Origin of the sequence: Methanolobus bombayensis (genome assembly GCF_017873415.1) — an archaeon.
In the GTDB taxonomy this organism is placed as follows: domain Archaea; phylum Halobacteriota; class Methanosarcinia; order Methanosarcinales; family Methanosarcinaceae; genus Methanolobus; species Methanolobus bombayensis.
This window is the reverse complement of the sequence record NZ_JAGGKD010000004.1, coordinates 285623-298130: the sequence shown is the minus strand read 5'-3', so window position 1 is coordinate 298130 and position 12508 is coordinate 285623. Positions and strand designations below refer to the sequence as shown.

The 12508-nt window shown below is 35.2% G+C and carries 16 protein-coding genes; 11 read left to right on the top strand and 5 right to left on the bottom strand.

The annotated features are described in order from the left end of the window. Window positions 1-59 precede the first annotated feature (59 nt). From J2746_RS07020 to J2746_RS07010, 3 genes are all read left to right on the top strand, one after another. Complete coding sequence (locus J2746_RS07020; RefSeq protein ID WP_209618272.1) at window positions 60-989, top strand: MBL fold metallo-hydrolase; 930 nt, start codon at window positions 60-62, stop codon at window positions 987-989. 284 nt (window positions 990-1273) lie between these two features. Next, window positions 1274-1651, top strand: a complete 378-nt coding sequence (locus J2746_RS07015) for a winged helix-turn-helix transcriptional regulator (RefSeq protein ID WP_209618268.1) — start codon at window positions 1274-1276, stop codon at window positions 1649-1651. Window positions 1652-1773: 122 nt separating this feature from the next. After that, window positions 1774-2061 (top strand): hypothetical protein, encoded by a 288-nt coding sequence (locus J2746_RS07010; RefSeq protein ID WP_209618265.1) that lies wholly within the window; start codon window positions 1774-1776, stop codon window positions 2059-2061. A gap of 644 nt (window positions 2062-2705) precedes the next feature. Here J2746_RS07010 and J2746_RS07005 read toward each other — a convergent pair. The 4 genes from J2746_RS07005 to J2746_RS06990 form a co-directional block, all read right to left on the bottom strand. Then, window positions 2706-2861, bottom strand: a complete 156-nt coding sequence (locus J2746_RS07005; RefSeq protein WP_209618262.1) for a hypothetical protein — start codon at window positions 2859-2861, stop codon at window positions 2706-2708. Between the two features lie 103 nt (window positions 2862-2964). Then, window positions 2965-3246 carry an ArsR/SmtB family transcription factor gene (locus tag J2746_RS07000; protein ID WP_209618260.1) on the bottom strand — a complete coding sequence of 94 codons (282 nt, stop codon included), beginning with the start codon at window positions 3244-3246 and terminating at the stop codon, window positions 2965-2967. Between the two features lie 232 nt (window positions 3247-3478). Next, window positions 3479-3967: a GbsR/MarR family transcriptional regulator gene (locus tag J2746_RS06995; RefSeq protein WP_209618257.1), complete on the bottom strand. Its 489-nt coding sequence runs from the start codon at window positions 3965-3967 to the stop codon at window positions 3479-3481. 52 nt (window positions 3968-4019) lie between these two features. Continuing rightward, complete coding sequence (locus tag J2746_RS06990; RefSeq protein WP_280921226.1) at window positions 4020-4346, bottom strand: DMT family transporter; 327 nt, start codon at window positions 4344-4346, stop codon at window positions 4020-4022. Window positions 4347-4507: 161 nt separating this feature from the next. On the opposite strand from J2746_RS06990, the gene J2746_RS06985 reads away from it, so the two are divergent. The 4 genes from J2746_RS06985 to J2746_RS06970 all read left to right on the top strand — a co-directional run bounded on the left by J2746_RS06985 (window position 4508) and on the right by J2746_RS06970 (window position 7854). After that, window positions 4508-4993: a pyridoxamine 5'-phosphate oxidase family protein gene (locus tag J2746_RS06985; RefSeq protein WP_209618254.1), complete on the top strand. Its 486-nt coding sequence runs from the start codon at window positions 4508-4510 to the stop codon at window positions 4991-4993. 486 nt (window positions 4994-5479) lie between these two features. Next, window positions 5480-6058 (top strand): TetR/AcrR family transcriptional regulator, encoded by a 579-nt coding sequence (locus tag J2746_RS06980; protein ID WP_209618252.1) that lies wholly within the window; start codon window positions 5480-5482, stop codon window positions 6056-6058. Between the two features lie 114 nt (window positions 6059-6172). After that, on the top strand, window positions 6173-6976 hold the full coding sequence (locus J2746_RS06975) for a DUF1638 domain-containing protein (protein WP_209618249.1): 804 nt from the start codon (window positions 6173-6175) through the stop codon (window positions 6974-6976). A 38-nt stretch (window positions 6977-7014) separates the two neighbouring features. Next, window positions 7015-7854 (top strand): DUF1638 domain-containing protein, encoded by an 840-nt coding sequence (locus J2746_RS06970; protein WP_209618246.1) that lies wholly within the window; start codon window positions 7015-7017, stop codon window positions 7852-7854. A 178-nt stretch (window positions 7855-8032) separates the two neighbouring features. Here J2746_RS06970 and J2746_RS06965 read toward each other — a convergent pair whose 3' ends face one another. Further along, window positions 8033-8782, bottom strand: a complete 750-nt coding sequence (locus J2746_RS06965; RefSeq protein ID WP_209618244.1) for a class I SAM-dependent methyltransferase — start codon at window positions 8780-8782, stop codon at window positions 8033-8035. A gap of 163 nt (window positions 8783-8945) precedes the next feature. On the opposite strand from J2746_RS06965, the gene J2746_RS14690 reads away from it, so the two are divergent. The 4 genes from J2746_RS14690 to J2746_RS06950 all read left to right on the top strand — a co-directional run bounded on the left by J2746_RS14690 (window position 8946) and on the right by J2746_RS06950 (window position 12501). Continuing rightward, window positions 8946-9209 (top strand): helix-turn-helix domain-containing protein, encoded by a 264-nt coding sequence (locus tag J2746_RS14690; RefSeq protein WP_245250029.1) that lies wholly within the window; start codon window positions 8946-8948, stop codon window positions 9207-9209. Further along, entirely contained in the window at window positions 9172-9774 is a 603-nt protein-coding gene (locus J2746_RS06960; RefSeq protein WP_245250028.1) for a DUF7436 family protein, read from the top strand. The genes J2746_RS14690 and J2746_RS06960 overlap by 38 nt, the downstream gene beginning before the upstream one ends. Window positions 9775-10574: 800 nt before the next feature. Continuing rightward, a complete protein-coding gene (locus tag J2746_RS06955; RefSeq protein WP_209618241.1) occupies window positions 10575-11150 on the top strand; it encodes a TetR/AcrR family transcriptional regulator in 576 nt (191 codons plus the stop codon). 367 nt (window positions 11151-11517) lie between these two features. Beyond that, entirely contained in the window at window positions 11518-12501 is a 984-nt protein-coding gene (locus J2746_RS06950) for an aldo/keto reductase (RefSeq protein ID WP_209618238.1), read from the top strand. Window positions 12502-12508 lie beyond the last annotated feature (7 nt).

Genomic DNA, 12508 nt, shown 5'->3' with positions numbered 1-12508 from the left:
ACTTGTAAGTTATATACTTTATCTTGCCTATTTGATTTACTTAGTAAAGTGGTATCAAAATGAAATTCAAGATAATACTGACAATTTTGCTGACAGCAATTTTGCTTTCGGGATGCCTTGGCAATTCTGGACAGGAAAAAACAGTTGATGAAATGACAGAAAAAACAAACGAAGGAACACAAAAAGGAGAAAACGATAACATGCAAAGAGCAGAAGAATATACAGGGAACATCTACGTAAACAAGGTCAACAACGCCACAATCCACAGTTATGTATCCTACAGCGGTGATGTTTCAAATATTATAGAAACTGAAGACAGCCTTATACTTATAGATGCACAGCCCACACATTCCGCTTCAGAAGAATTGCTCAGGTATATGGACACACTGGACAAACCTGTTAAGCAGGTACTGATTCCTTCGCATTCACTGGGACTTGATTATTATGAAGGAACATCTGTAGCTTCAAGTGAACAGATCAGTTCTTTTAATGAGAACGGAGGAGCACAGGTATTTGTGGATATCTTCAAAGGTGCTTTTGGAGATGACATAGACGAGAAGATCGTTCCTATAAATTCAACTATCAAAGACGGCGAGAACACTCTTGAAGGAGTGAAGTTCATCATGACGACTCATGAAGAAGAGTTCCCACCTACAAGCGATCTTGAGTTCACTGACTACAACGTACTCTTTACGCACCTTGCTGCATATAATTCACACATGCTTGTTGGAAGCCCGGAGAAGATCGATGAACAGGAAGACTACTGGACAGAAGTGAAGGCTAAGGACTATGATCTTATCATTTCTTCACATTTGATGCCTGTAGACATAAAGGCTGCAGATTTCCAGCTTCAGTATCTGGAAACGCTGAGAGAAGCTGCAAAGAATGAAAACAAAGAAGATTTCATTATGGATATGCAGGCTGCCTATCCGGATGCTCAGAATCAACAGTTCATGGGCATGACAGCAGATTACTTCTATGGACAGTGAATACATTTGAAAAGGACAGGAGTAAATCCTGTTCATATTTACATTTTATATTATGTCTGATTTGTCTGTCTCATGAATCTATTGTTTCTGTCCTGTTTTTTGTCTCATACTGAGAAACAACGAAATCAATGTTTTTTTGTCAGTTAAATATTGAGCTAATTCCCAAGTTTCCAGGATAAGATAGTTTAATCAAATATGAAATATATCACTAACTCTACATTTCATAGTCACCATGATATACATAGTTACTCGGAATAACAGAGTTGCATTCTGAAGGAGATAATATGAGATATAAACCAAAAAACGAAAAAGAGATCATGTGTCCTCTTGAATATGGACTTGATATATTTGGTGGTAAATGGAAATCAAGAATAATCTGCGTGTTGTCTGCTAATGATACAATGCGCTACAATGAAATCAAAAAAGAACTCTCTAATATTACAGATGGGGTACTTGCAGAAATGCTGAAAGAATTAGTTGCAGATGGAATAGTTAATCGTGAGCAATATCTTGAAGTCCCAACCAGAGTAGAATACAACCTTACGGAAAAAGGAAATTCAGTGCTAACAATTCTTCAAAATATCTGTCAATGGTCAAGAGATAACACAGAAGAAAATCTGGGTAAAAAACTACCTCCATGTAAAACCTGTAATCAATTATAGTTCCTTACTATGAAATTTGCTAGTAACTCGTAAATTAATGTGAAAATTTTTATAAAGTATGCGGCAGTATTTGTGAATTGCAGGTTCTAACCTGCACAAAAAACCAAAAAGGAAATAATATAATGACTGTAAAAGCATACCTAGAAATTACATTGACAATTGATGATTCCGACCGTCCGGCAGCAGCTAAAGTCTATAATGACTATCGTCAGCCTTTCCTTGAACAAATAACAGGAGCAGTTTCAAAAGAATTGCTTGTTCGTGATGAGGATGTCCAGGTACTTCACGGTTTTGATAGTGCTGAAAATGCAAGAGCATATTTGGACAGCGAATTATTCATCGAGGATGTAGTTGTCGGTCTTCAGCCACTGTTGAAAGCTGATCCTGACGTAAAGATCTATAGTGTATAAAATTTTAAACAAATGTCATTTGATCTATTTTAGATGGTTTTGTTATCTCAAAACCATTACTTTTTTAAATTAGGTTTGATAAATTAATCTGTGCTATTAGTATATGGTTGAAGTGGTTTATGATTTGCTTTTTTTTGTATTCACTTGAATCTCAACTTATTTTTGGGATGTATAAAGAAACTATATCAAAACCATTCATCACAAATCCTCTTTATTCTGATAAATGAATGCAAATGGAAAAACATTCCAGTATAATTTTTGATTGTATTTATTCATGCAAATCTCTGATTTCTTTTCATTCGCATTACCTATACATATATAACAAGTTAGATCATAACTAATAAAGTATCGTCAAAATTAACGATATTTAATTCTGAATACAAAATAAGTAGTTAAAAATGACGATTTACTAATTTTCATATATATTAATAAATCTTTTAGAGCATGTAGGATAAAGACATTAATGATAAGATAAAGTAAATTTTATTTACACAATTTGAAGATGCGATGTAGCAAGCACGACTAGATGTTGAATTACAAATATCATTTGGTTATTAGTATATTTGTAAAAATAGTGTTTTGTTGCAAATTATTTTGCTCCTGCATATTTATAATATTAGCTGTATAATTACACAGGAATAGTTTCATCTACTTTCGGATGTACTGATGATACCTATTTTCTCATCTTCATAGCGCAATTCATTGCTTTTTAGCACCTTTGGAATAGAGTATAATTCTCCTCCAAATCTTTTAGCAACATATAAACTGTTTCCAGTACCTGTAAAATAAAATATTTTCATAACACACATCCTTAGTAATTATATCTCAGTTATTAATTTGATATTTTCCAAACTATCGAAATGTATTCTTATAAAGACTGATATGGTCATTTATAGTACATTTTTATTTGAACAATTCAAGAACTTCTTCAGCTAACTCTTTATTTGCTTTGCAGACTAGAAATTGACCCTTTTTTTCAGTAGTTATCAGTCCGGCATTTGCTAATTCTTTAACATGGTGAGAGATGGTAGGAGCACCAATATTCAGTGAATGTACAATTTCGGAGATCAAACATTCATCCTTCTTATAACCAACATCTGATCCATTTACTATTTTCAAATATAATTCCAATCTGTTTTGGTTAGATAGAGCCTTAAAAATTTTAGCCATCTGTTGAGTATCCATAAATATTTCATATCTCCATTTTACGACATTTCGATAATTATCGAATTGCGATTATCCTATAAATAAGTTCTTTCCGATATAATATCAAAATTTGAAATGAATGTTTATTTCGGTAAGTGTATTATTTTGGCCCGTGAAAATCCTCATGCTAAGATATCGACTGTGATCAAGGTACAACCACAGTGGTTTAAATTCAATGTGCAAGCTTTCAACAGAGCCAATTTTACATTATCTAAGTTTGATTCTCTTTTAACAAATCGATTTGATGGTATATGTGGCGGATCAACTCTTCAAACTTATTAATTTCGGATAGATAGTTCTTATATGTGTGAAGTTTAGTTTTTTGTTCCTGAGTAGTTGCATTTTCTTTATATTCTTCAATTAATGGAGTTATTTTTGTTTTTGCAAGGTTCAATTCGGTTTCAAATCCATTTCTGATTTGGGTTGCAAAAGCATCTAACAAGTTTTTTTCCATATACAAATACGTCTTGCGAGATCCTGGCTTGGATATCCTTTTGATGCTCCAAAATTGTTCAATATTTTTGACCTTAAGACTGATGGATGCAAGACTATAGCCGGTTCTCTGTGCTAATTCCTCCATACTTATTTCGTTTGATTCGAAGTTAAGTATCGATAGAATTTGTGCAGTAATATCATCAACACCATACCCTTTAAAAATCTCATGGCCTATGTCAATTATCTTTTCGTCAATGTCAGTCATATTTCTCACTCATTAATCAGAGATTTCCTATTAAATATTGAAAGATAAATAATCAGGTTGATACCAGCTTTAATCCTCCAATGCCAACGGCAATTAATCCAATAAAGAATATTCGTGTTATATTCATTGACTCATTGAAAAGGAATACTCCCAACACTGTTGTCCCAATAATACCAATACCTGTCCAAACTGCATAAGCTGTTCCAACAGGCAATGTTCTCAGAGCTCGTTCCAATAAATACATACTTAAAATTAAAGTAATAGCTGTAAATACCATTGGATAGAATTTGGTTAACCCATCGCTGTATTTTAACCCGATTGCCCATCCGGTTTCAAACAATCCTGCAATTATTAAAAGTATCCATTCCATGTTCATCATTTTCACAAGTTTTAATAATTATTAAAAACTATTAATGTTAAATTTGTATTTAGACATTTTGGAAGGAGAAGTAATTTAGTTCACAGCCATAAAAATAAGAAATGGGATTACGATACTGGATTACTATTTTATAAATTCGAAAGAAAGAGGTGTTTATTGACATGTTCAGAGAAATGCGTCGAAAAAAACAGGAGTTATCCTTAGAGGATAGTATAGCCATACTTAAAAGGGCGACATCAGGTATTCTTGCTGTATCAGGAGATAATGATTATCCGTATGCTGTTCCGCTTAGTTTTGTATATGATGATTCAAAAATTTATATCCATTGTGCCAAAACCGGTCACAAGTTGGATGCGATTGCAAGAAATGAAAAAGTTTCATTTTGCGTTATCGACTATGACAATGTTGTGCCAGAAAAATATACCACCTATTTCAGAAGTGTGATTGTATTCGGTAAAGCCAGCATTTTAGATAATCCGGAGGATAAAATGAAAGCCATTGAAAAATTGGCAGCAAGATACTCACCCAATCATGAAGAAGGGAGGAGAAAAGAAATAGATGACCAGTTCAAGCAATTGTGTCTTGTTGAAATTAAGATTGAATACATGACAGGCAAAGAAGCCATTGAACTTGCCAAAATGAAGTAGAAGTAACTTAAAATAAGTTGCGTAAGTACAAATTGATTGAAAAGATAGTTTTTCAGTTACAATTGTTATACAACTTTTTTCATAATGAATAAGAATTCTGTTTTTTCTTCTTACCTATATCCACACATAAAAATACGAGGCATCTACTCCAAACCTTTACACCAACTTCTTCTCTCTCAGCTTCTCAATCACAAGCACAGCAGTCTCTCCCACCGGCTACTCCCTTATATTATTCTGCTTTTTGGAATAATACTTTTCAATAATAAACACTTAGCTTCATACTTTTTTCCCGGAACAAAGAGCAATCTAGATATTGTCATTTTCTATGAGTTCAGAAAAGTTGGGATCGACCACAAACAAAGCACCGCATGTTTTGCAATAGTATGATTTTCTCCATTGGATCTATCATATACCTATACATAGGTAGGTATTTAATGGATGAGTATTATGCAATTATTATAAGAATAAGAAAACATGCGGATTTCTATGACTGATCTTAACCCTACTAACCAACAGATACTCCATTATGCAAGACACTTTTTGCAATGCAGAGGCTATAATGGATTCAGTTACAAGGACATTTCCCAGAAGCTTGGCATAAAAAATGCTTCAATACATCATTATTATCCTAAAAAAGAAGATCTCGTTGCTGCCTTGCTTGAAGAGAGAAGAAAGAACTTATCACTAGCTATTGCGCAAATGGTGGAATCCAAAAAGTCTGCTCGTGAGCAGCTTCAATATTATTTCGATTATGCATTGCAGGAGTTTGAGGAAGGAAAATGTATCTGTCCTCCTGGATCTGTGATGATTGATTTTGAAGAACTCCCTGAGAAAGTTAAAAAGCAGGAGATATTGCTACTGGATGAGATACGTGACTGGCTCACCAATGTTCTGAGAACCGGACTGAAACAGGGGGAGTTTGACTTTTCAGATTCAGTCGAAACACGTTCAGAAGATGTATTTGTAACATTGATGGGAGCCAGATTGCTATCCAGTATTAAAGGTAGAAAAACACTTGTGAGGTCAATTTCCTCAATAAAATCTGGTCTTGGTTGGAGGGATTAATTTTTTATCCAACTGGTACCTATCTACATGTAGGTAGGCATACTATGTTATCATATTGTTTTTGCTCTTAAGAAATTGAATAACTAAAATACATCAAACAGGAGGAGATTTGTAATGTCCGTAATGAGTATAATCTCATGTAAGATAATGCAGGATGAAATTATCTGGCTTTTTAGCAATGATTCTGAAATTGATAAGATCATAATTGTAGAAAACGAAAATATTTCAGAATTTAGAGAAAAACTGAATGAGCAGCATGTCTCTTATGAAATGGTTCCTTTTGAAAAGCTACCAGATTTTCTAGGATACATTGAAACAAATGAATCAATAGTAGTAGTTAATATTCTGGAACTTGGACTTCATGCAGTGCCAAAAACCTTGAAATCCGAGGTTTACCATAGTATTGAGGAAATGATTCCTTTCTCCGATGGCATACTTCTTTTTTACGGCCTTTGTGGTAATGTTCTGGGAAAGGTCGAAGAGGATTTCTGCCTTGAAAAAGATGGTTGCGTCGTGCGAATACTAAGGGATGAAGAAAGAATTGTGGATGACTGCATCGGAGCTACAGTCGGTGGTGGAGCAAATTATCTGAAGCTGCTTAAAACCCACAGTAAAGAACCTGCTTTTTTCTTTACACCCATGTATGCCAATTCGTGGAGAGAACTTTTGAACATCGACAAATATAATTCTGATCCTGGAAAAGCGCTCAAAATGGCAAAAATGGTCAACGATATGGCAGGATATTCAAGGGTTGCAAAGGTCAATACGGGCCTGACATATGTAAAAGATATTGATGCAAAGATCGAGGAATATGCCAATTTGTTTGGATATAGCACCTTTGAGGTCAGCGGTAATCAGGAGATATTCGAGAAATGCTATTCTGCAATAAAGGATGAAATAAAGAACAAAACCATGTAAAAATAATCATGCCTCTGTTAAGTATACTTGCCTGCGAAATGCTCGAAGATGAACTGGTTTATGTTCTCTCAAAAGACCTTGAAATTAAAAACTTATTTGTGGTAGAGAACAAAAACAGCTTAAGGTTTATACAAAAACTAAAGTCTGAAAATCTAAAGCCTTTTGTGTTTTCATCTGATCGATTGTATCCAATTGTATTAGAAAACAATAGAAGATCATCTGGTAGGTTCATAAAGCTGTTTTCAGATATTCCAACCTTAAGGCAAATATATGATTCGTTTAATAGGAAGAAACAACAGAAATTAACGGTTGTTGTAAATCTTCTGAGAAAAGATCTGCATTCTGATATTGATCATTTGCAATCTGAAGTATATCTGAATGCCAGAGAAATCTCAAAAATATCAGATGGCATCCTTCTTTTCTATGGGAAATGTGGTTATAGTTCTGAAAAAGTACAGGACGATCTGCAGGGGCTTGATTGCCCTGTTTATTTTCTGAGAGATGATGAAAGAAACGTTGTTGATGACTGCGTTAGCGTAGCACTTGGAGGAAATGATGTTTACACAAAAACAATGTTACTTGGCAACGGCAGAGGAGCTATATATGCAACTCCAATGTGGCTATCAAGCATGAATGAAACAGATTACAAATCTACTGAATCTTATCAAAATGCTAAAAAATATCTAAGCAGCCCGATGTATTGTCTTCTTTTTAAGATCAACAATCATAACTATAAAGATAATAATTTTCATAGAAACGCTTCCGAATTTGCAACACTCTTTGATATGGAGATTATCAACACAGATGGAACGATGGACATAGCTATCAATTCATACATGGAAGCTAAAACAAGTATTTACAAGAATATGGAGTGCTAACGTCAAAACACCTGATTAGAAAACTTTACACCAACTTCTTCAGCTTCTCGATCACAAGCTCAGCAGTCTCTTCCACTCGCTTTTTCCTTAGATTGTTCTGCATTTTCGAATATTAGACATTATTCTTCTTTGATTTCTTTTGAGTTTCTGGGTCATTTAATTGTTCATCAGTAACAGGTCATTTATTTGCGTTCTTCTGAAAAATATAGAACGCATAACCATATTCATCCGGGCGTTCTCTGAAGAGTTTTATCTCTCTTCTGTTAAACTCAAGTATCATTTCTGCCTCAGTGTTTCCTTTATAGTTATCACTGATTTCATCAAGTCTTTTTTCCAGACAGTCATAAAACTCGTACCAGACAGAAACTGGCAGTTTAAAGTGATCAATGACATCATATCCTACTGCTGTGATAACTTTTTCAGTGTCAAGTATGTTCATTATACCAGGATATATTTCCTGCCAGAATTCAACAACTTCCGGAGAAGGTTCGTCCGTGAACCATGTGTTCTCTGTTACTGCCATATAGCCACCATTTTTCAAGAACTGGTTCCAGTAGCTGATTCCCTTTTCAAAACCAAGGATAAAGATGGAACCTTCTGCCCAGATTACGTCGAATTCTTCAGCTTCAAAAGGCAGTTCATCCATGGAAGCACAAACTGTGGAAATCCTATCATCAACTCCTTCTTTAGCTGCATTTTCCATCAGTTTATCCAAAAAAGGCTGGTAAATGTCAGTTGCAGTGACACAACAGCCCTTGCAAATCTTCGCAAGATGAATTGTCTGCATACCCACACCACAACCAATGTCAAGTATCTTAGCACCTGCAGGAAGGGAGGAAAGCATATTAAATGCTTTTTCAGTACATTCGTTACTGCCCGGACCCTGTCTAGGTAACCCATCAAATATCTCAAAAATTGCTGATTCCATTTTTGCACCTATATTCATCATTTATTTTACTTGATATAAATGTGCAATAAAATCAATATGATTTTTTGATAATTACAAATTTATATGTTCAAGCAGTGGTTCTTAATACCACGCAGAATAGATAACAATTTTACTTTACAATAAACTAAAAAGTAGTGAAAAGATGGATGAAAAGTTACTTGCAAATATCGGTTTAAACAAATATGAAAGAACCGTTTACTGGATGCTTTTGAAAAAAGGAGAGCTGGAAGCAAGTAAATTATCACAGTTATCACGAGTTCCCATTGGAAGGATCTATGAGATTTTGAGTGATTTAAACAAGTATGGCCTTGTGGAGATCAAACCTTCAAGGCCAAGAAAATACAGGACTATTGATCCGAAAATTGCTTTTGAAGTTATGTACAAAAGAAGAAGAAGCACTCAATGAGCTCAAACTACTCAAGGAAGCATTTGCTGAAATTGAAAGGCAACTTTCTAATGACGATTCTCCAAAGCATGTTGAAACAATATTCTGGCCCGACAAGTTCCATGATAATGAACTAAAAGAGACAGTTAGTTCATTTTTCGAGGATATTGAACATGAAATATGTGTTGTTACTCCCATTAAGTATAAGCCAGGAGTATCTGAACAATATGATAATTCAATGTCAGTATTCAGCAGGGCTTACTTAAATTTGGCACAGCGTGGTATTCATGTTAAAATTCTGGATTCTCACTCTCAACTGTTACCGTCAATAAAAGAACTTGTTACTTCAATAGAAGATGAATCAATCAAAAGTAATGTTCAGAAATTCATGGAAATAAGAATTCTGGAAACAAAGCATGATTTCGTAATCTTTGATTCAAAAACCCTCTTTCTTGATATTGAAGATCAGATCAATACGGATACGAGTCTCGGTATGACGCAAATTCATGATAAGTCATATACAAAGCGTTTCAAGGCTAAATTCGACGACCTCTGGACTAAGGGGAAGCGATTCAATTTCACATAAACTGGTTCAGGTTATGAGCTTCTATTGATGCCTACTAGTTTTTAACCTCATTGAATTGTTGCATAATATTTTTTGAATAAAATGCAATTTAAGTAGAGATCAAATAGTTTTTCAGAGTTCTGTTTTTACAAGTTAACTGTATCCCCTCATAAAAATGCGAAGCATCTAATATGAATCTCTATAACAACTTCTTCTCTCTTAACTTCTCAATCACATGCTCAGCATTCTCTTCCATCTTAGCGATAAAGTCTATCTAGTTATGCCATATTCCAGAAACAAAAAGAAACATCACGTGTCGCTTTCAGCGATTAGTTCAGAATAATTAGGATCAACCACAAACAAAGCCCCACATTTTGCAATAGTATGATTTTCTCTTATCGGGAAGGCGTATAAGATTGGGATGGTTATATTCACATCTTGCAAAGAGTTTATCATCTTCAATTTCTACGGTTGCTATCCAGGCCAGGTTCTCGCCGTGTAAGGATTCAGTAAAAACAGTACGCTTAGACCTTATATATATTGTGTGATTCGTATTATTCTTATGCCTCTATATAATAAATAACGTGTAAGGGAAGTCGGGGATGTAGGAGAAAGGTTGATAACTTACCTCATACAAAAAAGTGCTTGAACCTAAGGAATCAAATAAAAGAAATCAAATTTAAGTTAAAGTGCATAACTTTGATAGATATGATAAGATTATGTTTGTTGTCAAAACGAAGAGTTCTACAAGTCCATAATGTATTTATACTAAAACCAAGTTCACTAGTATAAATGACTAATCAGTCAATTTAGAGATTATCATGAAAAAACAAGTAACTGATAAAAAAGCAGCCCTTCTTCAAGCGGCTCTGAAGCTCTTTACTGAAAGAGGTTTTCACGGAACAACCTCAGCCCAGATATCAAAAGAAGCAGGTGTGGCCACAGGCACTTTGTACCATTATTTTTCCAGTAAAGAGGATCTTATCAATGAACTGTATTTTAATGCGAAGGGAAAGTTAAGTCGTAGCATGGGAAAAGATCTCCATACGCAAAGTACCTTACATGATAAGTTTAAGAAACTCTGGTGCAATATAATCGAATGGGGACTCGACAATCCGGAAGAGTTTCTTTTTGTAGGGCAATTCTCTTCTTCTCCTTATATTACGAGCTATACACAGGAAGTAGTCATGGATGAGTATCTTTTCTACTCTGATCTTGTAAAAGAAAAAATAACAAATGTTGATATAATGGAGCATTCTGTAAATATGGTCAAGTCAATGTTCTATCAGTCAAGCAGAGTAGTAGTGAACTTAATTCTGAATTCTGAACCACAGGACAGAGATAAGATTATTGAATATGGATTTCAAGTTGTCTGGGCAGGGCTGGACGATTTATAATATTTTATTACATGAGTAAATGCGTAGTCATCATTGTGGTGAAAATAAACAACATCATCAAACAGGGTGAAATTGAAAATAGATAGATCAAACATGATTGAATCCTGATGCAGTTCTACGTGTTTGTCTCGCATCTTTATTTTTGTGTGTGATTGACTATCATTATTCACTAAAGGTTAGTAGCATAGCTCTTTTTTTATTGCAACTGTATTTATGGAAATTTGCGGGCATATTGAATGATTAGTCAATCAAAAAGCATAAATACACAAACCTCCTTACTGAATGACTATTCAGTCAACATGCACGGCGACTCAAATTCACTGATGAAGGACTATTCAGTTGATTTCGATGAAAAGGAGAATCTCAAATGAAATACAGAGAATTAGGTAATTCAGGTCTTAAAGTATCTGCAATTGGTTTAGGATGCATGGGAATGAGTCATGCGTATGGACCGGCAGCAAATAAAGAAGAAATGATAGAATTGATTCGTTCCGCTGTAAAGATGGGTGTTACATTCTTTGATACAGCAGAAGTTTATGGGCCTTATGTAAATGAAGAACTGGTTGGTGAAGCACTTGAACCATATAAGGGAAAAGTTGTGATCGCCTCAAAATTCGGTGTTGCTTTCGAACATGGCCAGAGTGGGAAACTATTGATGGATAGCACCCCGGAAAATATCAGAAGATCAGTTGAAGGTTCTCTGGAGCGGTTAAGGGTTGATTCTATTGATCTGCTTTACCAGCATCGTGTCGATCCTGAAGTACCTATCGAAGATGTTGCCAGGACTGTTAAAGAACTGATGCAGGAAGGAAAGGTCAAACACTGGGGACTTTCAGAAACCACTGCAGATGTGATCAGAAGAGCACATGCAGTTCTGCCACTCACAGCAGTCCAGAGCGAGTATTCTATGATGTGGAGAACACCTGAAGAGGATGTCTTGCCTACACTTGAGGAGTTAGGTATTGGATTTGTTCCATTCAGTCCTTTAGGCAATGGTTTCCTCACAGGTAAGATCAATAAGGACACCACGTTTGGTGAAGGGGACATACGAAGTGTACTTACCCGTTTCCTTTCAGAGAACATTGATGCAAATCAGGTACTGCTTGATCTCATTGGAAAAATAGCTGAAACCAGGAATGCAACTCCTGCTCAAATTGCTCTTGCATGGGTACTCGCACAAAAGCCATGGATCGTACCTATCCCCGGTACTCGCAAACTGCACCGTCTGGAAGAGAACACAGCTGCAGCAGATGTTGAACTAACTGAAGATGAGCTAGCTATGCTAAATGAAACGCTCTCAAAGATAAAGATTGCAGGAAACAGGGTCGACCGGGTTAGAGATGATTATTGAATTCACG

Bases quoted from the DNA above. Each gene is read 5' to 3' on its own strand.
- J2746_RS07020 (WP_209618272.1), top strand. From the start codon at position 60: ATGAAATTCAAGATAATACTGACAATTTTGCTGACAGCAATTTTGCTT.
- J2746_RS07015 (WP_209618268.1), top strand. From the start codon at position 1,274: ATGAGATATAAACCAAAAAACGAAAAAGAGATCATGTGTCCTCTTGAA.
- J2746_RS07010 (WP_209618265.1), top strand. From the start codon at position 1,774: ATGACTGTAAAAGCATACCTAGAAATTACATTGACAATTGATGATTCC.
- J2746_RS07005 (WP_209618262.1), bottom strand. From the start codon at position 2,861: ATGAAAATATTTTATTTTACAGGTACTGGAAACAGTTTATATGTTGCT.
- J2746_RS07000 (WP_209618260.1), bottom strand. From the start codon at position 3,246: ATGGATACTCAACAGATGGCTAAAATTTTTAAGGCTCTATCTAACCAA.
- J2746_RS06995 (WP_209618257.1), bottom strand. From the start codon at position 3,967: ATGACTGACATTGACGAAAAGATAATTGACATAGGCCATGAGATTTTT.
- J2746_RS06990 (WP_280921226.1), bottom strand. From the start codon at position 4,346: ATGATGAACATGGAATGGATACTTTTAATAATTGCAGGATTGTTTGAA.
- J2746_RS06985 (WP_209618254.1), top strand. From the start codon at position 4,508: ATGTTCAGAGAAATGCGTCGAAAAAAACAGGAGTTATCCTTAGAGGAT.
- J2746_RS06980 (WP_209618252.1), top strand. From the start codon at position 5,480: ATGACTGATCTTAACCCTACTAACCAACAGATACTCCATTATGCAAGA.
- J2746_RS06975 (WP_209618249.1), top strand. From the start codon at position 6,173: ATGTCCGTAATGAGTATAATCTCATGTAAGATAATGCAGGATGAAATT.
- J2746_RS06970 (WP_209618246.1), top strand. From the start codon at position 7,015: ATGCTCGAAGATGAACTGGTTTATGTTCTCTCAAAAGACCTTGAAATT.
- J2746_RS06965 (WP_209618244.1), bottom strand. From the start codon at position 8,782: ATGGAATCAGCAATTTTTGAGATATTTGATGGGTTACCTAGACAGGGT.
- J2746_RS14690 (WP_245250029.1), top strand. From the start codon at position 8,946: ATGGATGAAAAGTTACTTGCAAATATCGGTTTAAACAAATATGAAAGA.
- J2746_RS06955 (WP_209618241.1), top strand. From the start codon at position 10,575: ATGAAAAAACAAGTAACTGATAAAAAAGCAGCCCTTCTTCAAGCGGCT.
- J2746_RS06950 (WP_209618238.1), top strand. From the start codon at position 11,518: ATGAAATACAGAGAATTAGGTAATTCAGGTCTTAAAGTATCTGCAATT.